The 21,095-nt window shown below is 62.8% G+C and carries 19 protein-coding genes; 6 read left to right on the top strand and 13 right to left on the bottom strand.

The genetic code is table 11. The features are described 5' to 3' along the window. Window positions 1-22 precede the first annotated feature (22 nt). The gene (locus QRM57_RS13900) at window positions 23-1,351 is read left to right on the top strand and encodes a nicotinate phosphoribosyltransferase (protein ID WP_284987047.1); all 1,329 of its coding nucleotides are present in this window, start codon (window positions 23-25) and stop codon (window positions 1,349-1,351) included. Then, window positions 1,351-1,977, top strand: coding sequence for an isochorismatase family protein (locus tag QRM57_RS13895; RefSeq protein ID WP_235521588.1), 627 nt, complete (start codon window positions 1,351-1,353; stop codon window positions 1,975-1,977). The genes QRM57_RS13900 and QRM57_RS13895 overlap by 1 nt, the downstream gene beginning before the upstream one ends. Window positions 1,978-2,050: 73 nt before the next feature. Here the strand turns inward: QRM57_RS13895 and QRM57_RS13890 are convergent, their stop codons facing one another. The 8 genes from QRM57_RS13890 to QRM57_RS13855 all read right to left on the bottom strand — a co-directional run bounded on the left by QRM57_RS13890 (window position 2,051) and on the right by QRM57_RS13855 (window position 11,497). Further along, a complete protein-coding gene (locus QRM57_RS13890) occupies window positions 2,051-3,826 on the bottom strand; it encodes a DEAD/DEAH box helicase (protein ID WP_284987046.1) in 1,776 nt (591 codons plus the stop codon). Between the two features lie 112 nt (window positions 3,827-3,938). Beyond that, entirely contained in the window at window positions 3,939-4,277 is a 339-nt protein-coding gene (locus QRM57_RS13885) for a DUF3039 domain-containing protein (protein WP_211711563.1), read from the bottom strand. A gap of 8 nt (window positions 4,278-4,285) precedes the next feature. Next, window positions 4,286-5,068, bottom strand: a complete 783-nt coding sequence (gene nagB, locus QRM57_RS13880; protein WP_257369127.1) for a glucosamine-6-phosphate deaminase — start codon at window positions 5,066-5,068, stop codon at window positions 4,286-4,288. An 86-nt stretch (window positions 5,069-5,154) separates the two neighbouring features. Then, a complete protein-coding gene (locus QRM57_RS13875) occupies window positions 5,155-6,726 on the bottom strand; it encodes a transporter (RefSeq protein ID WP_284987045.1) in 1,572 nt (523 codons plus the stop codon). Continuing rightward, window positions 6,708-7,583, bottom strand: a complete 876-nt coding sequence (locus tag QRM57_RS13870; RefSeq protein WP_257369129.1) for an ABC transporter ATP-binding protein — start codon at window positions 7,581-7,583, stop codon at window positions 6,708-6,710. Before QRM57_RS13870 ends, QRM57_RS13875 begins: the two co-directional genes overlap by 19 nt. A gap of 42 nt (window positions 7,584-7,625) precedes the next feature. Next, window positions 7,626-8,726 (bottom strand): NADH:flavin oxidoreductase/NADH oxidase, encoded by a 1,101-nt coding sequence (locus QRM57_RS13865; protein WP_257369130.1) that lies wholly within the window; start codon window positions 8,724-8,726, stop codon window positions 7,626-7,628. After that, complete coding sequence (locus tag QRM57_RS13860) at window positions 8,726-9,712, bottom strand: tetratricopeptide repeat protein (RefSeq protein WP_257369131.1); 987 nt, start codon at window positions 9,710-9,712, stop codon at window positions 8,726-8,728. Before QRM57_RS13860 ends, QRM57_RS13865 begins: the two co-directional genes overlap by 1 nt. Before the next feature lie 36 nt (window positions 9,713-9,748). Then, window positions 9,749-11,497 (bottom strand): DUF8094 domain-containing protein, encoded by a 1,749-nt coding sequence (locus tag QRM57_RS13855; protein ID WP_284987044.1) that lies wholly within the window; start codon window positions 11,495-11,497, stop codon window positions 9,749-9,751. Window positions 11,498-11,699: 202 nt separating this feature from the next. On the opposite strand from QRM57_RS13855, the gene QRM57_RS13850 reads away from it, so the two are divergent. Continuing rightward, window positions 11,700-12,992: an AI-2E family transporter gene (locus QRM57_RS13850; protein ID WP_235521596.1), complete on the top strand. Its 1,293-nt coding sequence runs from the start codon at window positions 11,700-11,702 to the stop codon at window positions 12,990-12,992. Window positions 12,993-13,084: 92 nt separating this feature from the next. Here QRM57_RS13850 and QRM57_RS13845 read toward each other — a convergent pair whose 3' ends face one another. Together QRM57_RS13845 and QRM57_RS13840 are read right to left on the bottom strand one after the other, a co-directional pair. Then, window positions 13,085-13,879, bottom strand: coding sequence for an alpha/beta hydrolase (locus QRM57_RS13845; protein WP_284987043.1), 795 nt, complete (start codon window positions 13,877-13,879; stop codon window positions 13,085-13,087). Window positions 13,880-13,898: 19 nt separating this feature from the next. Continuing rightward, on the bottom strand, window positions 13,899-14,243 hold the full coding sequence (locus QRM57_RS13840) for an Rv1322 family protein (protein WP_257369134.1): 345 nt from the start codon (window positions 14,241-14,243) through the stop codon (window positions 13,899-13,901). Between the two features lie 49 nt (window positions 14,244-14,292). Here QRM57_RS13840 and nucS point away from each other — a divergent pair, with 49 nt between their 5' ends. From nucS to QRM57_RS13825, 3 genes are all read left to right on the top strand, one after another. Further along, the gene (gene nucS, locus QRM57_RS13835; RefSeq protein WP_235521599.1) at window positions 14,293-14,988 is read left to right on the top strand and encodes an endonuclease NucS; all 696 of its coding nucleotides are present in this window, start codon (window positions 14,293-14,295) and stop codon (window positions 14,986-14,988) included. A gap of 47 nt (window positions 14,989-15,035) precedes the next feature. After that, window positions 15,036-16,274, top strand: coding sequence for an N-acetylglucosamine-6-phosphate deacetylase (locus QRM57_RS13830; RefSeq protein ID WP_284987042.1), 1,239 nt, complete (start codon window positions 15,036-15,038; stop codon window positions 16,272-16,274). Window positions 16,275-16,546: 272 nt separating this feature from the next. Next, complete coding sequence (locus QRM57_RS13825) at window positions 16,547-16,750, top strand: cold-shock protein (protein WP_018776337.1); 204 nt, start codon at window positions 16,547-16,549, stop codon at window positions 16,748-16,750. Between the two features lie 107 nt (window positions 16,751-16,857). Here QRM57_RS13825 and QRM57_RS13820 read toward each other — a convergent pair whose 3' ends face one another. Genes QRM57_RS13820 through QRM57_RS13810 form a run of 3 tightly spaced genes read right to left on the bottom strand, consistent with a single transcriptional unit; the run spans window position 16,858 to window position 21,091 of the window. Then, window positions 16,858-19,374 (bottom strand): DUF2156 domain-containing protein, encoded by a 2,517-nt coding sequence (locus tag QRM57_RS13820; protein WP_284987041.1) that lies wholly within the window; start codon window positions 19,372-19,374, stop codon window positions 16,858-16,860. Continuing rightward, a complete protein-coding gene (locus QRM57_RS13815; protein ID WP_284987040.1) occupies window positions 19,356-20,654 on the bottom strand; it encodes an alpha/beta hydrolase in 1,299 nt (432 codons plus the stop codon). The genes QRM57_RS13820 and QRM57_RS13815 overlap by 19 nt, the downstream gene beginning before the upstream one ends. A gap of 5 nt (window positions 20,655-20,659) precedes the next feature. Next, window positions 20,660-21,091: a DUF2550 domain-containing protein gene (locus QRM57_RS13810; protein WP_235521603.1), complete on the bottom strand. Its 432-nt coding sequence runs from the start codon at window positions 21,089-21,091 to the stop codon at window positions 20,660-20,662. Between the last annotated feature and the right edge of the window lie 4 nt (window positions 21,092-21,095).

The raw sequence follows: 21,095 nt of genomic DNA, 5'->3' as shown, positions 1-21,095 counted from the left end.
CGGCTCGCACTAGAGTGAATTCGTGAGTAGAGCCACGTCGTGGGACCACCCCGCAACTTCCTTGTACACAGACCACTACGAACTGACCATGCTTCAGGCAGCCTTGCACTCCGGGGCCGCGCATCGCCGATCAGTGTTCGAAGCCTTCGCCCGGCGGTTGCCTGACGGTCGCCGCTACGGCGTGGTGGGCGGCACGGGACGCCTGCTGGAGGGAATCGCCGACTTCCGCTTCGGGAAGGCCGAGCTGGAGTTCCTGGAGCAAAACAACGTGGTCAACCAGGAAACCCTGGATTACCTCGCCAATTACAAGTTCAGCGGCGATATCTGGGGCTACGCCGAGGGCGATGCCTACTTCCCCAACTCCCCCATCCTCATTGTTGAATCAACGTTCGCCGAAGCATGCATCCTGGAAACGTTCATCCTCTCGGTCCTGAACCATGACAGCGCCATCGCCTCCGCTGCCTCGAGGATGACCTCTGCAGCCGGCACCCGCCCGTGTATCGAGATGGGCTCCCGGCGCACCCAGGAGGAATCCGCGACGGCGGCCGCCAGGGCCGCTGTGATTGCCGGCTTTGCCAGCACCTCCAACCTGGAAGCCGGGCGCCGCTACGGCATCAAGACCGTGGGCACTGCTGCCCACTCCTTCACGCTCCTGCACGACACGGAGCGGGAGGCCTTTGAAGCCCAAATTGCGACTTTTGGCCCGGGAACGTCGCTGCTGGTCGACACGTACGACGTCGAAGCAGCCGTCCGGACCGCCGTCGACCTCGCCGGTGACAAGCTGGGCGCGGTGCGCCTGGATTCGGGCGACCTCGTCGCCCAGGCACAGTGGGTCCGGCAGTTGCTCGATGACCTGGGCAACGTCAACACACGCATTGTGGTGACCTCGGACCTCGACGAATTTGCCATCGCCGCCCTGCAGTCCGCCCCCGTGGACTCCTATGGGGTAGGCACATCCCTCGTCACCGGTTCCGGCGCACCGACGGCCAGCATGGTCTACAAACTGGTGAGCAGGACCAACGACGACGGCGAATTCATCCCGGTGGCCAAGGCAGCCAAGAACAAGGTCAGCGTCGGGGGCCGTAAATACGCCCTTCGCAAGCTCAACGAACGCGGCAAGGCAACCCACGAAATCGTGGGTATCGGCCACCGTCCCGAGGACGACGGCAACGACCGGCAGCTGCTCCAGCAGTTCGTCAAGAACGGCGAAGTCCTTCCCGGCTGGACCGGCCCGGAAGGCGTCGTCCGTGCCAAGGAACGGCACGCCGCAACCATGGCTGAGCTACCCGCCGTCGTCAACCGGCTGCAGCGTGGCGAGCCCGCCATTCCCACCGTCTACGAGGAGAACTGATGTCCAGGGCACTGATCATCGTCGATGTCCAGAACGACTTCTGCGAGGGCGGCACCCTTGCTGTCGAAGGAGGCGCAGCCGTGGCGGGCGCCATCACCGAATACGTCGATGCCAACCAGCATCTCTTCGATCACATTGTGGCAACCCAGGACTGGCACATCGAGCCGGGCGCCCACTTCTCGGACGAGCCCGACATGGTCGATTCGTGGCCTCCGCACTGCCGGGCAAGGACCAAGGGGGCTGAGCTCCACGAGGACCTGGACCCCGAGTACATCCAGGCCTACTTCCGCAAAGGGCAGTTTACGGCTGCCTACTCCGGCTTCGAAGGCATCCTGGCGCCCGAAGACGACGTTCCCTCCGGCGACCTCAAAGCAGGGGCCGCAGTGCCCGAAGTCGTCGATGAAGAGGCCATCGGCTTGGATGACTGGCTGCAGAGCCACGACGTGGAGGAAGTGGTGGTGGTAGGCATTGCGACCGACTACTGCGTCAAGTCCACGGCCTTGGACGCTGTCCAGGCCGGATACAGCACCACAGTCATCGCGGACCTCACGGCAGGTATTGCCGAGGACCTCACCGAGGCATTCGAGGAGATGGAAGCAGCCGGCGTCGAGGTTGAACACAACTGACCTGGACGCCATGTATGCCGAAGGGCGCCGCAACCGCGGCGCCCTTCGGCATACATACTGAAACTCGGGCCGGCTACTTCCGGCCTATGAACCAGTCCTGGAGTTTTCGCAGGCGTGCCTGCAACTGCTCCTCATTGGCCTGGGCCACAGCCGGGCCACCGCACACTTCCCGCAGCTTGGTGTGGACCACTCCGTGCGGCGTTCCTGTACGGGCAGACCACGCGGCCACGTTCTTGGCCAGTTCGTTCCTCAGGTCCATGAGCATGCGGTGGTCCGGGATCGCCGGCGACGCGGCTGCCGCCAAGGGCGACTGCCGTTTCTTCCGCGACTGCTGTTCGTGTTGGCGCTGGCGCAGCAACGTGCCCACCTGCTCGGCGTCGAGAAGCCCCGGTATGCCCAGGAAGTCCAGCTCTTCATCGGAACCGATGTCGGCCCCCGTACCGAACTCGCCGCCGTCGAACAGGACACGGTCAAAGGAGGCCTGCGAGTCCAAGGCTTCGAATTTGCCTTTGGTGAGCTCGTCCGAGGCCTTGTCTTCCCGGTTTGCTTCAGCCATGAGGTTCTCCTCGGGGCTGAAGAGTCCGTCGTCGTCCTTCTCCGGACGGTCAAGGGCGTGGTCGCGTTCCGCTTCCATGGTGTTGGCAAGGATCATCAACGGCGGGACCGAAGGCAGGAATACCGACGCCGTTTCGCCCCTTTTGCGGGCACGCACGAAGCGGCCCACGGCCTGGGCGAAAAACAGCGGGGTGGACGTCGAGGTGGCGTAGACACCCACCGACAGGCGCGGAACGTCCACGCCTTCGGACACCATCCGAACGGCAACCATCCAGCGCTTGTCCCCTGCAGAGAACTCTTCAATCTTGCTGGAGGCCTTGGAATCGTCAGAAAGAATCACTGTGGGCGACTGCCCCGTGATCTTCTTCAACTGTCCCGCATAGGCGCGGGCGTCGTCGTGGTCCGTAGCGATCACCAGGCCACCAGCGTCCGGAACCGTCCGCCGGACCTCGCTCAGGCGCTTGTCCGCGGCAGCCAGGACAGCCGGGATCCACTCGCCAGTAGGGTTCAGGGCCGTTCGCCAGGCCTGGGACGTAATGTCCTTGGTCACGGCGGCTTCGCCCAGCGAGGCTGCCATCTCGTCACCGGCGCTGGTCCGCCAACGCATCTGGCCCGAGTAAGCCATGAACAGGACGGGACGAACCACGTGGTCCCGCAGCGCGTTGCCGTAACCATAGGTGTAGTCGGCCTTGGAACGGCGAATGCCGTCACGGCCCTCGGCGTATTCGACGAAGGGAATGGGAGAGGTATCCGAGCGGAACGGCGTACCCGTCAGGGACAACCGCCTCGTTGCAGGATCGAACGCCTCGCGGAGGCCGTCACCCCAGGACAAAGCTTCACCGCCGTGGTGGATCTCATCAAGGATCACCAAGGTGCGAGCAGCTTCAGTCTTCGCTCGATGCAGCATCGGCTTGCTGGCCACCTGGGCGTAGGTGACGGCCACCCCAACGAACCCACGGCCGTGCTGCCCGTCGGAATTCTTGAAGTTGGGGTCGATGGCAATTCCGACCTTGGCTGCAGCGTCCGCCCACTGCCTTTTCAAGTGATCCGTGGGCGCCACGATGGTCACGCGGTTGACCACCCCGCTGTCCAGCAGGGTGGTGGCGATGCGCAGCGCAAAGGTGGTCTTACCTGCACCGGGCGTTGCCACGGCAAGGAAGTCCTTGGGATTGCGCGTCATGTAGAGGTCAAGTGCCTCCTGCTGCCAGGCACGAAGCTTGGGCGCGGTACCCCAGGCGGCGCGCTCCGGGTAAGCGGGAGGCAGCGAGGGGCCACCAAAAAGTGTCTCGGTCATGCTGGTTTCCCCCGCAAGCTGGCAGCGTCAGCGACGCCCTGCTTTCCGGACACGCCGCAGCGGTCCGGAAAGCGGTAACGATCAGATTGGGCCTGTGTTTGCTTCCTGCCCACTACTTGGAGTTGTCCGGGCCGCCGTTTTTTCCACCGTCGTTGCCGGGGCGGAGGCCTTCGTAAATCTCCTTGCACTCCGGGCAGACCGGGAACTTCTGGGGATCGCGCCCTGGCGTCCACACCTTGCCGCACAAAGCGATCACAGGTTCACCGGTCAACGCCGATTCCATGATCTTTTCCTTGCGGACGTAGTGCGAAAACCGCTCACGGTCGCCGGGCTCCACTTCCTGGCGCGTTTCCTCGCGCTCAATGGTGGCAGTGGACGTTCCGGCTCCGGAAAGCTCGCGCATGGGGTCGTTTTCGAATGGATCCGGAGGAAGCGTAGTCATGCCAAACATCTTACCGTCTACAGCCCCTGCCACTCCGGCTTGTTGTCGTAAGTGTGCCGATAGTAGTCCGCCAATTTGAGTGAGGAAGCAGCAGCCTCGTCCACCAGGATGGTCGCGTGCGGATGCATCTGGAGGATGGAAGCAGCACAGATGGCGGCAACAGGGCCTTCGACGAAGTCACGGACGGCCTGCGCCTTTTGGGCACCGGTGGCCACCAGGACTACATGCCGGGCATCCATGATGGTTCCAAGGCCTTGCGTCACCACGTGGTGGGGAACGTCGTCGATGCTGTCGAAGAAGCGTGCGTTGTCCTTGCGGGTCTGCTCAATCAAGGTTTTGATGCGGGTCCGCGAAGCCAACGAAGAACCCGGCTCATTGAAACCGATGTGGCCGTCCGTTCCGACGCCAAGGATCTGCAGGTCCACCCCGCCCACGGCCTTGATCGCGTCCTCGTATGCCTGGCACGCCGCTTCAAGGTCGTCGGCGGCACCATCGGGACCATGGACGTTTTCCGGCTTGATGTTCACGCGGTTGGTGAACTCGCGGCGGATCACTTCCCGGTAGGACTCAGGATGGCCGGCTTTGAGGCCCACATACTCATCCAAAGCGAAACCGTGGGCTTGGCTGAAGTCCAGTCCCCCGGCTTCGTAACGGCTCGCCAGTTCGTCATAGACGGGCAATGGCGAGGAGCCTGTTGCCAAGCCCAGCACTGCATTCGGCTTACGGCGCACCAGCGCCTCGATGGCATCGGCAGCGAGCGCACCGATCTGCTTGGTGCCAGGGAGAATGACAACTTCCATCGTCACGCCTTTCTACTTATGGGTTCTCGAAGTATCTTTCACAGAGGTTATCCCATGTCCCATCTATGGGCATGGATATTACGGAATCAGCGGTTAACGCTGAGCTGGGCGAACATTTCCGGCCCGCGCGCGTCCAACCATTTTCCGCCCAGGCGCACGCCAAGCACGAAGAGGACCAGCCCCAACAACGGACCCACCGCCAGATTGATCCAGCCCGCTTCGGGCCCACCGCTGAAAGCCTGGACAGCCACCAGCGCCAGTTCAGGCACCAGCAGGAGGGCAAGAAGTCCCATACCCACTGCCTGTACAGCCAGGGTCTGGGCAACATTTCCTGGTGGCTTCTTGAAGGGGCTGTCTCCTGGCAAGGGAACCGCAATGTTGTAGCGGGCCGAAATGACGGAAGCCAGGCCCAGACCGGTAAAGAGCGTCCCCAGCGACAAGCCCAAAAGGTTCGGCAACCAGTGCCAATCCCCCGTGACGAACAACGGGGCAACCGTAAACAGCAAGACGACGGGAAGCGAGATGGCCAGGCAAGCCAGTGCACGCCCCAGCCGATCATCAAGGCCGCGGACCCCAGCTGCGAGATGGAGGGCGAATGCCGTGTTGTCATACGAGACATCGGCGCAAATTGACCACGCCATGGTGAACGCCGTCAACGGTCCGAGGATCATGAGCAGGCCGTAGCTGCCGCTTTGGGACCCGGCAAAAAAGAACAGGACCGGGAACATTGGGACAATCACCAGGGATGCCGCATACCTGGGATCCTTGAACCAATAGATCAAGGCGCGGGCCGCTACCGCGCCTGTCGGCGTCCCAGGCAGAAGGCCGAACAGTCCAAGTTTTCCGCCCTTCTTCGCCGAACCGCCGGAGTACGGCGGGGTGACCAACGCGCGTTGCAGCAACAGGTGCCAGCTAAAGAGCAGGACAACGATGGTCGCCACCGAGATCAGGAGCTTGACGGCCGCAGCAACAACATCGCCGGCCGCAAGGTCTCCACCCAAGGACCACGGGGCGCCAAACGGTGTCCAGGACACGGTGCGGGCCAGCGCTGGAAGATACTCCGCGCTTCCCCGGACGCCATCCACCACTCCCGCCATGATCGGACCGAGCAGGACAAGTGGGATGAACACGATAATGCTGCTGACGTCCTTGAAACGCCGCGAGGACGCCAGGCCGGCGGTGGCCGTAGTGACCACCTTGGACAGCACCACGCAGGTAACGGCACCAAGGACAGCGCCAAACAGCGCCCCTGAAACGGCCGGGACGCTCCTCCACCAGGTCCCGACAGTCCCAAGGGCGGCAATCAGCGTGGCCAGTCCCGGAATACCAATGAATCCTGCAAGCGCCAGGCCAGTCAGCAGCTGCCTTGGCGGAATCGCGAAAGTGGTGAAGCGTGCGGGATCCAACGTCATGTCAGCTGCCGAAGCGACCAGCGGAATGATGGCCCACCCCAGCACAGTGACCGCGCCGCCCAGCACCACGACGGTGTGCGCGATCCCGGCATCAGCCCAGCGCAGCGCCACCAGGCCACCCACAAGGAGGGACAGAACGCCCAGCGCGTAGAGCAAACCGAGGGCCATGCCCACCAACTGCCAGGGACTGCGCTTGAAGCCGTTGAGCAGCAAACGCCACTTCAGGCTTAGAAGGTGCGCAACCATTCCAGCCCCTCCGTCCTGTGTCCGCCGCCCACCAGCTGAACGAAACGCTCCTCCAAGGTGGAACCACCACGGACCTCGTCCACGGAACCGGCCGCCAGCACCCGTCCTCCGGCAACGACGGCGACGTGGCTGCACATGCGCTGCACCAGGTCCATCACGTGGCTGGAGACGATGACAGTGCCGCCGGATGCGACGTAGCTTTCCAGGATGCCGCGGATGTTTGCGGCTGAAACGGGGTCCACCGATTCGAATGGCTCGTCAAGGACAAGAAGTCGCGGGGCATGGATGAGCGCCGAGGCCAAGGCGATTTTCTTTGTCATGCCGGCTGAGTAGTCGACCACCAACGTGCCGGCGTCTGACTGGAGATCAAGGGCAGCAAGCAACTCGGTGACACGGGCACCGACGACGTCCCGGTCCATTCCGCGCAGCAGCCCCGAATAGGTCACCAACTGCTCGCCTGTGAGGCGGTCGAACAAACGCACGCCATCAGGAAGAACACCCATGAGCTTCTTGGCCTCAAGGGGTTTGGCCCAGACATCCACCCCGTGCACGAACGCCGTACCGAAGTCGGGCCGGAGCAAACCGGTGGCCATGGACAGGGTGGTGGTCTTTCCAGCCCCGTTCGGGCCGACCATTCCATAGAACGAGCCCGCGGGGACCTCCAGGCTCACGCCGTCCACGGCAATCTTTTCGCCGAACCGCTTGGCCAGGCCCTGGATGGAAAGCGCGGCAATGGTGCCTCCAGCGGGGGAACCATCTGGTGCCGGCGGCGTGGCGTTGGCCTGGGCTGGTCGGTTTACGTGCGGCTCGGGTGCTTGCGGTGGTGTGGACATGGGTTCATGGCGTGGTTCCGTCATGTGACCAGCCTAACCTCGCTGGTGTGTACCTGCCCGGACGTCCTAGAAGCCGTGGCGGGGCACAGCGCGTTGGTATTGCGGCACCCATGGGATGTCATGTCCAAGTTCATATGCCGCCCGGAGCCACCAGTGCGGGTCCCGCAGTGCAGCACGGGCCATGAAGACGGCATCCGCACGCCCGTTGGCCACGATGTCTTCGACCTGGGCGGGGCTGGTAAGTAAGCCGACTGCCGCGGTGGGAACACCGGCGTCGCGCTTTATTTGCTCGGCGAACCCTGCTTGGTATCCAGGAGCAACCGTGATTTTCTGGTGGGCCACGGCACCTCCGCTGGACACATCCACCAGGTCCACTCCACGCTCAGCCGCAGCGCGGGCCAGACGGACCGACGCGTGGACGTCCACTCCCCCTTCTGCCCAGTCCGAAGCCGATATCCGCAACAAAAGCGGCATTGACTCCGGAATGACCTTCCGGACGGCGTCCACCACGGTGAGCATCAGCCTGTTCCTGCCGTCTTCGTCACCACCCCACCGATCGGTCCGGGTGTTGATCAGCGGGCTCTGGAACTGGTGCAGCAAGTAGCCATGGGCGCCGTGGATTTCGACGGTGTCGAACCCTGCGGCAACGGCGCGGGAAGCTGCCGCAGCGAAATCCGCCACCACTTGTGAAATGTCGGCTTCGCTCATGGCAGCCGGCGCGGCATATCCATCAAACGCATCCGTGGTCGGCCCAACGGTGGCCCAACCGCCGTCGGACACTGCAACTGATCCCGAACGGCCCGAGAAAGGCCAATAGGTTGATGCCTTGCGGCCTGCATGGGCCAGCTGGGCCCCGATCCTGCAGTCCACGGCGCCGTGTTGGTGCACAAAACGGACTATCCGTTCCCAACCCGCCGCTTGTTCATCGGAGTACAGGCCGGCGTCCAAGGGACTGATCCTGCCCTCCGCGTTCACCGCAGCGGCCTCGCTCATGATCAACCCGGCACCGCCCACCGAGAAAGAACCCAGGTGCATCAGATGCCAATCGTTAGGGACTCCTTCCCCGGTTTCGGGATGGCAGCTGTATTGGCACATGGGCGAAACCCAGCCCCGGTGCGGGACCGTGAGTGAACGCAGCTGCAGCGGGGTGAACAGTGCGGACGGCACTAGAAGAGCACCCTGGCGAGACCTTGGCGGGCCTTGGCGACCCTTTCGTCCTGCGTCCCGACAACTTCGAAGAGTTCCAGGAGGCGAACCCTGGCCGTCTCGCGCTCCGGTCCGAAATTACGGCCGATGAAGGTGATGATGCGGTTGAAAGCGTCCTCGATGTGGCCGCCGGAAACATCAAGGTCGGCCACACCAAGCTGGGCTTCGATGTTGTCCGGTTCCTGGGCAGCCAGGTCGCGGAGCTTTTCGGCGTCGGGAGCAGACAGGCTCTCCAACCGTGCCATGAGGTCCACTTGGGCCAATCCGGCTTTGGCGTCGGCGTCGGCCGGTTGTTCCAGGAGAGCCTGCTTGTAGGCCGCAGCCGCACCCGCGTAGTCGCCTGCCTCAATGGCATCGATCGCTGCCTGGTGGAGCGGCGGAAGGGCTTCGGGTTCGTCCGTCCCTTCAGGCGGGGCGGAGTCGCCGATGCTGCCGGTAACGCCGTTGGCCGCAGCGACCTTCAGGAGTTCTTCAACAAGGTCCCGGATCTGCGCATCATCTGCGGGTCCTTGGAAGAGCGGAACCGGCTGGCCCTTGATGACCGCTACTGCGGTGGGCACAGCCTGGACCTGGAACGCCTGTGCAAGCTGGGGAAAGGCATCAACGTCGGCGGCAGCGAGCACCAGGCGACCGCCATAGCTTTCAACAACCCGTTCCGAGGCCTCAAGGACAGCGGGTGATTCTGCCGCATAGCGCGACCAGAGCAGGAACAGCACAGGGATCTGGGCGGAAAGCTGCACCAGATCCTGGAAATTGGTTTCGGTAGCTTCCACACGCAGCGGAGCCCTGCCGGACCCGCCTTCGCCGGGGGTGCCCCCATCCGGTGACGCGGAAGCAGGCGGCGCGGGTGGCGCTGCCGGGCGGCGCAACGACGAAAGGTCTACTGCACCACGAAGGTTGAGCTGGCTGGCAGCGGCTGGAGTGGGTCGGTATCCGGGCGAACTCATACCGTCCACTCTAGCCGCTGCCCTGCCAGGGGAATGCTACTTAAAGCTGGCTCCCACCAGGCCACGCGTTGCTGCAACCAGCTTCATGGGATCAGCGGAGCCTGCCGGCGGAATGTAGACCGCAACGGACTCGGCAAAGTTCAGGACCATGCCCGTCGTGGTTTCCTTGCCTCCGGCAAAGACTGCGGAATCATCCTCCAACAACAGCTTGTCACCGGCAGCCTTCGGCGTGCCTTCGAAAGCGAAGTCCAGTCGCCCAACCACCAGCGCACCGCCGTCGGCCGTACGCAACACCACAGTCTGGTTGGTGACCGGGGTGTGGGTGAACTTGAAGTTGGCGCTGGTGCCGTTCTTCACGGTGTCTGCCTGGTAGGCCAACGCACCGGCGATGTAAGGCGAGGACTGCCCATCGGCGAGCTTGCTCCGGTTAGGCGAATCGGGGTTCGTCAACATCTCGCCGAGGATTCCCAAGGCCTCGTTACCGCTGTACGCAAGGCCGGTGCTGTCGCTGGCAGGAACGGGTTTGGTTCCTTCACGGGGTACGGGGAAGGACGGGAAGTTGGTGCCCGGCTGCAGCGGAGCGGTGCCCCACAGCTTGTAGTTTTCACGCGGGGACAGTTGAACCAGCGTCAGGACCTGCGGCACAACGTTTCCGTCGCCCTGGGTGAGGGCGAAGACCGTGCGGGGCCAGTCACGCTTGGTGCTGATGACGCTGCTCTGCAGCTTGGTGGCACGAACCGGCATACGCGGTTCGTAGGCGGACACTGTAGACCGGATCTTGTAATTCGCGGTCCGGACCTGCAGTTCCATCTTGTCCACCCGGGGAGCAAGCTTGGCTGCATCCTTTGCGGCATCGGCCGCGTCAACGGTGCTGGCAACCTGCTCCAGGATGCGCTGCAACTGGGATTCCAGCATGACCGGAGTACCGCCGTCCGCGGCTGCCGGGGCTGAACTGGCAGAAGGCTGGGGCGTGGTGGTGGCCTGCGCGGCGACGGCCGTTCCGCCGACCATGACAGCAGCCAAAGCTGCCGCTACTGCCGTAACCCGCAATGCGGGGCCTTCTTTTTTGGTCTCACGGACCGGTGTCGTGTCGTCCGCGGGCGACTGCACCGGCAGCGACGTAGTTTCTTCAGCGTTCCCCGGGCCGTCATTTTCGCCATCCCTGCGGCGGTTACTGAGGGCCTTGGCAATGAATGGAAGGGCGGCGCCAACCAGGATAATGATGATGCCCAGGACAATCAGCGGCACGGCCCAGGGGGTCGTGGCGTTGTTCGGGAAAGTCATGGAAATCGACGACGGCGCGGGCTTGGTTCCGTCGCTGGCTACCAGGAGGGACCACTCGCCATCAGCCGGCGGGTTCCAGGTGTAGTCAAGTTCGCCGCTGCCGTCTTCGGTGCTGACCCAAAGGTCGGATCCTGCGGGAGAAGGCGCAGTGGCCTCACCGTCGGCAGAGGAAACCTCCAGGGACTTCTGGTCGGCCGACACGCCCGTCAGGGTGGTGTGGGCAGTCTTGCCAACCCAGGCGTTGACGTCGTCCGGACGCCCGGTAGCAACCGTGAAGTTGCCTTCGCCCTGGATCTTGATCTTCACCGGCCCGTCGTGGAGTGCGATCAACTTCTGGTCGATCACGGTCAGCGGGGCAGCTTTGGTATCACTGGGTACCGAAGCCGTCACAGTCTCGGATGGAGCCCAAAAAGTCAGCTGGCCAATGCCGGCCAGCATCGTCAGCAGGCCCAGCAGCACCAGCAAGGCTGCAGTCTTCAAACGCACAGGATCACCTATCATCAGCGGTCGTTGAACTTCAAGGGTAACCGTTTTGTTATCAGAGAGTCAGATCGGGCCGACGGCGGCATGGTCCCTTAAAGCGCGGGATGGCGCCGCTGCAGCGCGATTCCGCGGTCCTGATAGTGTGGCGATGATCATGAACACAGGACCTTCCTGCGTGCCGGTCAGCCCCGTACCACCAATGAAAAGGCAGCTAAACCGCGTGAAAGAACCGTTGGAGCCCCGTCCCGCCAATGAGCCCGGGTCAAGTGCGGTGGAAGCCACGTCAGACGGAACCGCCGCGACCGTTCCTGTCCGCACGGGGCGGCTTGCCGCCATCAGCCGGAGACTGAGGCAGCCGATCCCGGGAGCGCGTACCCGCGTCCGTTTCGAAATGCCTCCCGAGGAAGAGGGCACAGATGTCCGCGAGGACTTCCGTCCCGAGGACGATCATGGTTTCGGCTCCCCTGGCCCCCGGATGTCGTCCCAGCACCCGCTGTACGTAGGGTTCATGGGCACCGCCGGAGTCGGCGTTGCCCTTGCAGTGTTCTACATCGCAAGCAACACCACGCAGCTCATTCTGTGGATCGTTGCGGCCCTTTTCATTGCGCTCGGACTTGACCCCGTGGTCCGTTGGCTGGAGGGCCGCAAGGTCCCCCGCCCCGCCGGTATTTTGATTTCCGTTTCCGTGCTGGTGCTGGCGGTAGCCGGTTTCTTCGCCACCTTGATTCCTACGATTGTCGAGCAGGTTTCGGAAATCGTGCGCCAGGCCCCGGACTGGATCCGCGGCTTCCTCGACTCGGACTTCTTCCGGACAGCGGACAGCCAGTTCGGTGTCCGGGACCGGATCACCACGGAACTGGATAAGTTCGTCAAGGACCCTGAGACCATGGGCGGAATATTTGGCGGCGTGGTCGGCTTCGGTTCCACCGTGGCCAACGGGCTGTTCGGTTCCTTGATAGTGCTCGTCCTGAGCCTGTACTTCCTGGCAGCCTTGCCGTCCATGAAGAAATGGGCGTACCGCCTGGCTCCCCGTTCGCGCCGGCCCAGGGTCCAGGCTTTGTCGGAGGCCATCACTGATTCCGTGGGCAACTACGTGATCGGCCAGGCCTGCGTCGCCCTCCTCAACGCGATCTTCGCGTTCATCGTGATGACGATCCTCGGCGTTCCGTTCAGCGTGCTCCTCGCGTTCGTCGTGTTGCTGCTCGCGTTCATTCCGCTGGTGGGAGGCCTTATCGCCGCAGTCGTGGTCATCCTCGTTGCACTCACGGCCGGATGGCAGACCGCCGTCGTCTATGCCATCGCCTACTTCGCGTACCTGCAGTTCGAGGCATACTTCATCTCCCCCCGCATCATGCAACGCGCGGTCGCGGTTCCTGGCGCCGTTGCCGTGATTTCCGTGATCGCCGGTGGCAGCCTGCTCGGGGTGCTCGGCGCCCTGATCGCCATCCCGACGGCTGCGGCCATCATGCTTCTGATCAAGGAAGTCTTTATCGTCCGCCAAGACCGGCACTGACCTTCCGCTGTTTTAGTACAGAGAATGCCCCTAAACCCTCGGGTTTAGGGGCATTCTCTGCATAACCACCCAGTCAGGCGCTGGCCACCGGGTCAGGCGCTGGCGACCGGCCCCGCCCACTGGCGTGGCAGGCCGTCCACTCCGGCACCCGCGGAAGTGACGTCGTCGACAATTTCATCCAGGACGCGCGCCGCGTACTTCTCGCCCACCCAGAGGTGCTTGGCACCGTCGACGCCGACCAACCGGGCCTGCGGAACCAGGCTGAAGCGCTGCGCTGCCTCGGCAGGTTGCAGATAGTCATCGTGCTCGGGCACCAGGACTGTCAGCGGCTTCCCGGAAGATGCCCACTCTTTGAGGTGGACATCAGTGGCACGATGCAGCGGGGGCGACAACAGCACAGCTCCCTGGATCTGTGAAGCGACCGGCTCCACCGCGCCGTACATCAGGGCGAGTTCGGTACCAAAGGACCAGCCGATCAGCCAGCGGTTCGGCAGGCCACGATCCACGGCAAACCGCACCGCCGCTTCAACGTCGTAACGCTCACCGATGCCTTCCTCGAATTGTCCGTCGCTTGTCCCCCGCGGCGACTGCGTGCCACGGGTGTTGAACCGCAGCACTGCAACGCCGGCCAACGCCGGAAGCCTGTAGGACGCCTTGCGGTAGACATGGGAGTCCATGAACCCACCGTGGGTCGGCAACGGATGCAGGGTGATCAAGGTAGCGGCGATTTCACCGGATTCGGGAAGCGCGAGTTCCCCGCGCAGGACTTTGCCGTCCTCGGTGGTGAACTCGATATTTTCGCGCCGGGCAGGCAGGATCGTTGAAGCGCGGATCTCGGATGGTGCGTCCTGTGGCGTGAAAACAAGCGAGGCGGGATCGAAAGTCATGCGTCCAAGCCTATTCGAATCAGCGGTAGCGGTAAGTCCGCGACGTCCAGCAGTTGGTGTGCCAGTGACGGCGTTCGGCCAGGCCGGCTGCCTGTCCGAACAAATGGCTGTCAGACCACACCACCAGATGGGCGATGCCCGGCAGGATCGCCGTGGAGCAACCCGGGCAGATGTATTCCTTCTCTGCCTTCTTGGCCGTCATGGTCCGCACCATCCAGTCCCCGTCAGGTGCGCTCTCGCGCCGCGCAATGCCGCTGCGGGCGCGCTCCAGGTCAAGTTCGGGCACCGGCTCAGTCCACTTGCCGCCGTTGCCGCCCGAGCGTGTACCGGACGCGTTGCGACGGGGGCGGTTGGAGCGGGGCATGGTTCCATTCTGCCCCAGCCACCAGGTCCCAGGCGGTATTGTGGGGCGGGTGCGACTCGTCATAGCCCGTTGTTCTGTTGATTACGTTGGCCGCCTTAAGGCCCATCTCCCCCTCGCTACCCGGCTGCTGCTGGTCAAGGCGGACGGCTCAGTGCTGGTGCACTCGGACGGCGGTTCCTACAAACCGCTGAACTGGATGAGCCCTCCCGCCACGCTCCGGGTGACGTCACCCGAAGAGACCGAGGTTGAAGAAGGCGTGGTGGAGCAGTGGACCGTTCAATCAGCCAAAACCGACGACCGCCTCATCATCAACATTTACGAGCAACTCCACGACACGTCCCATGAGCTCGGAACCGACCCCGGCCTGATCAAGGACGGCGTGGAAGCGGACCTCCAGCGGCTGCTTGCCGAGCAGATCGAAACCCTCGGAACGGGCTACTCCCTGATTCGCCGCGAGTACTTCACCGCCATCGGTCCCGTGGACATTCTGGCCAGGGATGCCAACGGAGCCACGGTTGCCATCGAACTCAAACGGCGCGGCGACATCGACGGCGTCGAACAGTTGACCCGTTATCTTGAACTGCTCAACCGCGATCCCCTGCTGGCACCCGTGCGCGGTATTTTCGCCGCCCAACAAATCAAGCCGCAGGCCAAAGTCCTTGCCAACGACCGCGGTATCGACTGCGTCACGTTGGATTATGACGCGATGCGCGGTGTGGATGACAGCGAATCCCGCCTCTTCTGATCCCCTCCCTTCGGGGGACTGTGCGTTGGGCCACTAGAATCGAAACCATGACTGCCGCCACTTCCTCCGCTCCGAGCCATCAGATCATCAAAGGAACGCTTGTCAGCGACGGCGAGATGGTGGAAGACGGCCTTCTTGCCATCGACGGCGACAGGATCGCCTATGCGGGTCCTGCCGGGGGTTTTGATCCCGAGGCCTATGAGGGCTTCCAGAGCGCTGTCCGACTTGGCGTTCCCAGCGGCAGCTACCTCATTCCTGGCCTTGTCGATGTGCACTGCCACGGCGGAAACGGTGGAGATTTCCCGGGAGGCGATGAGGCGTCGGCACGTAAAGCCGTGGACTTCCTGCACCGCTCCGGTACCACCACTTTCCTCGCCAGCATGGTCACAGCGCCCCGGGAAGACCTGCTTCGTGGCATAGAACTGTACGTGAAGCTGGTGGACGAGGGGCTCGTGGCCGGCATCCACCTCGAAGGCCCTTTCCTCTCCCATGCCCGCTGTGGCGCCCAAAATCCCGACTTCCTGCTGGACCCTGACCTCGAACTCATGGCTGAGCTGGTCGGCGCCGCCGATGGCAAGCTCGCCACCATGACCTACGCCCCGGAGCTTCCCGGAGCCGGAGCGCTGGTGGACCTGATGACGTCCCACGGCGTCACACCATCGCTGGGACACACCGACTGTGACGACGCCACTGCGGCGGCGTCGCTGGCTGCGGCCCGGGAGGGGCTTGAGCTGGCAGGGTTCGACGGCGTCAGCTCGCTTCCCACGGTGACGCACCTTTTCAACGGGATGCCACCCCTCCATCACCGCTCACCCGGCCCTGTCGCCGCCTGCCTGCGCATGGCCCAGTCAGGCAAGGCCGTTGTGGAGCTCATCGCGGACGGCACCCACCTCGACCCAGACACTGTGGCGACCGTTTTCCAGCTGGTCGGTGCCGCCAACATTGTCCTTGTGACTGATTCAATGGCGGCAGCCGGCCTCTCGGATGGAAACTACATGCTCGGCCCGTCGCCCGTGACCGTCAGCGGCGGAGTAGCAACACTGGATGCGACCGGATCCATTGCGGGTGGCACCGCAACCCTTCTTGAAGTGGTCCGCAAAACGGTGGCAGCCGGCGTCGCACTTCCTGACGCCCTCTGTTCGGCAACAGCGGTCCCCGCCGCAGTCCTGGGACTATCCGATGAAATTGGCGGGCTGCGCCGCGGATTGCGTGCCGACGTGGTTGTCACCAATGCCGACCTGGAACTCACCGGCGTCCTTCGAAACGGTCAGTGGTTGCACCAGTAATGACGGCATGTGAATTCAAAGGTCGGCGTTACCTTCTTTTTACCGAAAATTTTCCCGAATTGCCCAAAAGACCGTTGACCTCCGGCAGGCCGCATGAAAGTGTTGTAGCAGTCTTTGTGTAGGTGGTTTTCATGCTCGCAAGACGAGTTGCGAGCGTGAAGCTCCTGCGAAACCAGCCGGGCCGGGCCTGGCGGGAATCCATGGTCTTCTCGCGGAGTAACAAAGCCGGTACGAGGTGTATCGGACTGCTTTTCCATAATGAGGAGAAATACATGGCACTGGGAACCGTCAAGTGGTTCAACGCTGAAAAGGGCTTCGGCTTCATCACCCCGGATGACTCGGATGGGGACGTTTTCGTTCACTACTCCGAGATCCAGACCGGTGGCTTCAAGACCCTCGATGAGAACCAGCGCGTTCAGTTCGAGATCGGCCAGGGCGCCAAGGGCCCCCAGGCAACCGGCGTTACTGTCGTCTAGCATTACCTGTTGAATTCTGCTTCCGGCAGGAACAACACCGTTGGCCCCGGCTTACCAGCCGGGGTCAACGCATTTAAGAAAAGCCTCCACCAATAGGCGTTGACAATTCAACCAACCAATGTTCGAAGAAGCCTTGCAGAATGTCGTACCGACAATCCCGGCAGATACGCGCGGCTCAGCGCACGTCCCATTGCGGGAAGGTGCAGCGGGTCTTGGTAATACATGTACAAGGACCGGTACTCAGGTTGGAATCGTGACTTAAAGGATGCCAATGACCGGAATCCATAAACCGGTTCCAGTGCCTGTCCCACGGCGTCGAGAATTCCGGCAAGGCCTTTCGCCTGCTGCTCGATTTCGCCCTTGTCACTGGCAAGGGGCGAGCCCGACAACGAGATGACTTCCACGGAGTCGCGCAAATGCAGTACGGCCGAGGCTATGAGGAACTCCATCACTCCGGGAAAGGCATCGCCGCGTCGCCGCATGAAGTCCAGCGTCCAGCTAACAACCTTCCCGTTCTGGTGCACCGGCAGCCAACTGGTCACCCCGTAGACATAACCCGCCTCGTCCACGGCCACGCAGCAGAGAACGTCGTCGTCCTCCAACTCGTCCAGGCCACCGAGTGTGAAGCCCATCTCGGGAATCTTCTTCTGCGCAGCCCACTCTTCGGAGACCTCGCTGACCTGGGCGCGGACTCCGTGCGGCAGCTCCGAATAGCGGCCCCAACTGGCTTTGATGCCGCGTTTTGCTGCGCGGTTGAGGGACGTCCGGACGTTCTGCCACTCCTTGCCCCGGAACTCCAGGTCCCTGATGCGGAGACGGGTTTCCTGGGCCACCGCGACCCTGCGAAAACCCTTGGACTGCAGCATGGGCCATAGCTCATCGGTGCAGGAGTAGAAGCACGGGATCAGGGCGTGCTGGGAGCAGAACTCAAGGAAGCCCTCAGCCGTAGCTACGTGGTGCTCTGCCGCGCCAAGGGGTCCGGCGAGCGTCAGCGCTACGTGGCCGTGTTGCTGGTAGGCAACTCCCCCGCTGACATCTGCCGTGAACCAGTACTTGTTGGGCTCCCACAGCGCCATCCATGACAACGAATCGCCGCCTTGCTTCGCCAACGCCCGGGCCTTTTGACGTGATTGGTGGTCCAACCCTCCAGCCAGGTGCCCACGCACCAGGAGGACCCAGACCCCCGCCAGCGCGACGAGCCAAAAGACTGTGCCGGAGTAGGAAAAAAGGAAGACTTCAAGGACGTCACGGTCGGCAAAGACCTTGCGGTAGACGCCCGGCAGTGGGACCGGAAGGTACTGGCGGGCGAGTTCAGCCGCCAAACCAAGCAGTCCACCGTCGCGATCCATGCCGCCCGACGCCAGCCACACCGTTGTGTAGGCAAGGATGAGCGCACCGCCCGTCAACCCCACCCACCAAAAAACCTTCCGGCGTAGTCGCTCCGAAGACCCCACCTTGAAGTGCCCCCGGTATACGAACATCAGGAGCGCAAGTACCAAGGGAACGAGTACCAGCGGAATCAGATGTACCACGGCCGAGTTCAGCATCCCCACGTGAGGACGTCCCTGCACCCGCGGCATTCCGGCGAAGAGGGCCAGGTAGATTGCCGACAACGCGACCACTACCAGCTGCACTCCGATGGCAATCCCCAGGGCCAGCCGGCGGCCCCGCCGCATTCCGTCCGCGCAAATGAGCAGGAGCACTACCGGCACCACAGCCAGCGCCAGTCCGAAAGGTCCCGTGTACGCTTGCCGTCCCGATTCAAGGCACGCGACGTCGATTGTTCCGCCACAGCTGGTTTCCAGCTGGCTCAGGGTGGGCAAGGGGTTCAGGATGACATCACGAAGCAAGGACAGCGGGCCAGAGGGGCTGTTGGCAACAGCCGTCACGATTGGCCCCACGGCGAAAATCGCCATGGTCAAGGAAAGCAGGTTACGTACTTCCCTGCCCGTGGAACGGTAGAGATAAAGATGGCCCTGGCTGCTCTGCATCCACCATCCGGCGGCGAGGCCAATCAGCGCACCGAGGAACCCCACGACCGTCTCTGCGTGGCCAACATACAGCAGCAGGAGCAATGAAATGGATAGCGTCACCGTCCGCAGGCGTCGCTGCCACAGGGTGGGAAGAAGCGCACTCGCTGCCATGGCCGTAGCCAGGATGGCGCCGTAAGGACCAATCAACCGGGTGTCGGCCATGCGCGACAACCAGCCGTCGTCAGCTTGGCGGGCAATTTGGGTGACCAGCAAGAACGCGGAAACGCAGGCGAACTGGCCGCCCAAAAAAACCCCTGCCGTCTTGAGTGGTCCGAAGCGCCGTTCGGCCAAACCAAGCAGGAAGAGCATCATGAGAATGGCTGTGACGTAGGCGAGGGGGTTGGTGGTGAAGAAGAGGGAGGTCCAGATGGACCACCACTCCCCAGCCTTGAGCCCAGCCAGTGAAACACCGGCCACTGGAAGCCACGGCTCCGGCGGGCCCATCAGCAGGCTTCCGGACGCTATGGAGAGCACGACAAAAAGCACCAGGGCAAAGAGGGTGAAAGGTGTCGAACGCAGGTGCCTGCCAGCTTGCCTGATGGCTGGCAACACCATACGGCTCAGGGCGAGGCTCACTCTGGCATTCCCCACCGCTTGGCCAGGAATCCAAGCGCCCCTGGCATCCCTTCGATCACGGCGTCCCAGGAGTGTCCGGCATGGGCGATGGACTGCTCATGGGTGTCGAATCCCGAATTCCGGGCCGCATCTGCCAGTTCATGCATGTATGCCGTGAACTCGTGGTCCGCTTCACCGGAAACCAGATACACCCCGCTGCCGGAAAACCTGCGTTCAGCCATCAGAACCAAGGGCGTCCTGGACTCAAAAGCTTCAACATCGCCGCCGAAGGAGTCCGCAATCGTCTTGCCCCGATCCTTGGCAAGGGCCGGCTCGCGCTCGGCGGAGAACGCAACAACGGAAGGAAACAGGTTCGGGTGCAGGGTTCCCATTTGCAGGGCGCAGGTGCCACCGAAAGAGAATCCGCCAACTGCCCATTGCCTGTGGTCAGTGGAGACGTCCAAAGTGCTGCTGATCCAGGCTGGCACATCCTGGGACAGGTACGTGTCGGCGTGGGCGATGTTGCTGTCCATGCACATGGTGTTGGCATTGGCCGATCCATTGGGATCCACCACGACCGTCACTGGCGCCAATCCCCCGTGGTCCGCAGCAAAGCGGTCCAGGAGCGCCCGAAGCCTCCCGCCACTCAACCAGTCGGTAGGGCCGCCGGGCTGTCCCGCATAAAGTATGAACACAGGAAGGCTGGGCCGCGGGGACGACAGGTAAGCAGGGGGCAGATAAATGTAGGCGTCCCGGGCATCGAAGCCTGAAGCCGTACCGGGAATGTGGGCTTTGCGGAGGACTCCGCCTCCAGGCAGGGAATCAGGAGCTTTCCATGCACTCAGCGACGGACCGGGCACACTGCCTGCTGACCGTTGGAGGCTTGGCTCCAGCGGCTGTATCCGCGCCACGGCCGTGCCGAGCAAATCGGCCACAGTCTTGTTGAGTCCGAAGTAAAGATTTACCTGGGCAACGCACAGGAGAACCACGCCCAACATTGCCACACAACCCAGCAAGCGACTTTTGGCGCCGTTTCGTGGAAGGCGGGCAATGCTCAGGAGCAGGGCTGTGACTGCAAGGACAGACCAGACCAACGTCTCAAAGGGCAGGTTCTCCGAGAACGATGCCGTGAGGTCAATCAGGATCCAATGGACCAGGGCCACTACACCTACGGACAGGAGAAGGCAGGCAACCACTACGACAGGCCAGGACCGCTGGCGGCGCCACAGCAGGTACAAGCCCCCAACAGCCCCGAATCCGACGCAGAACCACATGAAGGGCCCATCAACCAGGCTGACATCCGAAAGGAAGTCCATGTCGCCTATCGCCAGGTTCCCACGCCGATGACCGGTCCGGCCTCCAGCCAGGACGAAAGTCCTGCATAGGCATCAAAGTTCATGGCAAGCATGAACTTGGTGCCTTCATACTGCAATTCGACCACCACGACGCCGGGTTGAACCCTCACGAGTTCGTCCTCAGTCGGTTGGCGCCGCCCGAGCAGCTCCAGTGAGCTGCGGGTGAACTTGTACTTGGGAATCACACTGAGCGACATTAAGCGGAACCACTCAAGCTCATTGTCCTGATAACGACAAACCCCCATCTGCCAGCTGTTTCCAGCCATGCAAATGGAGGCGTCTACCGTGCCGAGGGCACGCCGCAGATTGAAGCGGCGCACCCCCAGAAGGCACAGTGAAATGATCAGCAACGTAAACGCTGTTGCCAGGGCGATGAACGGAAAAAGGGAATCGTCCATCAAG

It is taken from the genome of Arthrobacter sp. fls2-241-R2A-172 (assembly GCF_030208885.1).
Taxonomy (GTDB): Bacteria; Actinomycetota; Actinomycetes; order Actinomycetales; family Micrococcaceae; genus Arthrobacter.
This window is presented reverse-complemented; position numbering and strand designations above follow the sequence as displayed.

Coding starts and splice junctions, on each gene's coding strand:
- QRM57_RS13895 (WP_235521588.1), top strand. CDS start 1,351: ATGTCCAGGGCACTGATCATCGTCGATGTCCAGAACGACTTCTGCGAG.
- QRM57_RS13890 (WP_284987046.1), bottom strand. CDS start 3,826: ATGACCGAGACACTTTTTGGTGGCCCCTCGCTGCCTCCCGCTTACCCG.
- QRM57_RS13885 (WP_211711563.1), bottom strand. CDS start 4,277: ATGTTTGGCATGACTACGCTTCCTCCGGATCCATTCGAAAACGACCCC.
- nagB (WP_257369127.1), bottom strand. CDS start 5,068: ATGGAAGTTGTCATTCTCCCTGGCACCAAGCAGATCGGTGCGCTCGCT.
- QRM57_RS13875 (WP_284987045.1), bottom strand. CDS start 6,726: ATGGTTGCGCACCTTCTAAGCCTGAAGTGGCGTTTGCTGCTCAACGGC.
- QRM57_RS13870 (WP_257369129.1), bottom strand. CDS start 7,583: ATGACGGAACCACGCCATGAACCCATGTCCACACCACCGCAAGCACCC.
- QRM57_RS13860 (WP_257369131.1), bottom strand. CDS start 9,712: ATGAGTTCGCCCGGATACCGACCCACTCCAGCCGCTGCCAGCCAGCTC.
- QRM57_RS13855 (WP_284987044.1), bottom strand. CDS start 11,497: ATGATAGGTGATCCTGTGCGTTTGAAGACTGCAGCCTTGCTGGTGCTG.
- QRM57_RS13845 (WP_284987043.1), bottom strand. CDS start 13,879: ATGACTTTCGATCCCGCCTCGCTTGTTTTCACGCCACAGGACGCACCA.
- QRM57_RS13840 (WP_257369134.1), bottom strand. CDS start 14,243: ATGCCCCGCTCCAACCGCCCCCGTCGCAACGCGTCCGGTACACGCTCG.
- QRM57_RS13830 (WP_284987042.1), top strand. CDS start 15,036: ATGACTGCCGCCACTTCCTCCGCTCCGAGCCATCAGATCATCAAAGGA.
- QRM57_RS13825 (WP_018776337.1), top strand. CDS start 16,547: ATGGCACTGGGAACCGTCAAGTGGTTCAACGCTGAAAAGGGCTTCGGC.
- QRM57_RS13815 (WP_284987040.1), bottom strand. CDS start 20,654: ATGGACTTCCTTTCGGATGTCAGCCTGGTTGATGGGCCCTTCATGTGG.
- QRM57_RS13810 (WP_235521603.1), bottom strand. CDS start 21,091: ATGGACGATTCCCTTTTTCCGTTCATCGCCCTGGCAACAGCGTTTACG.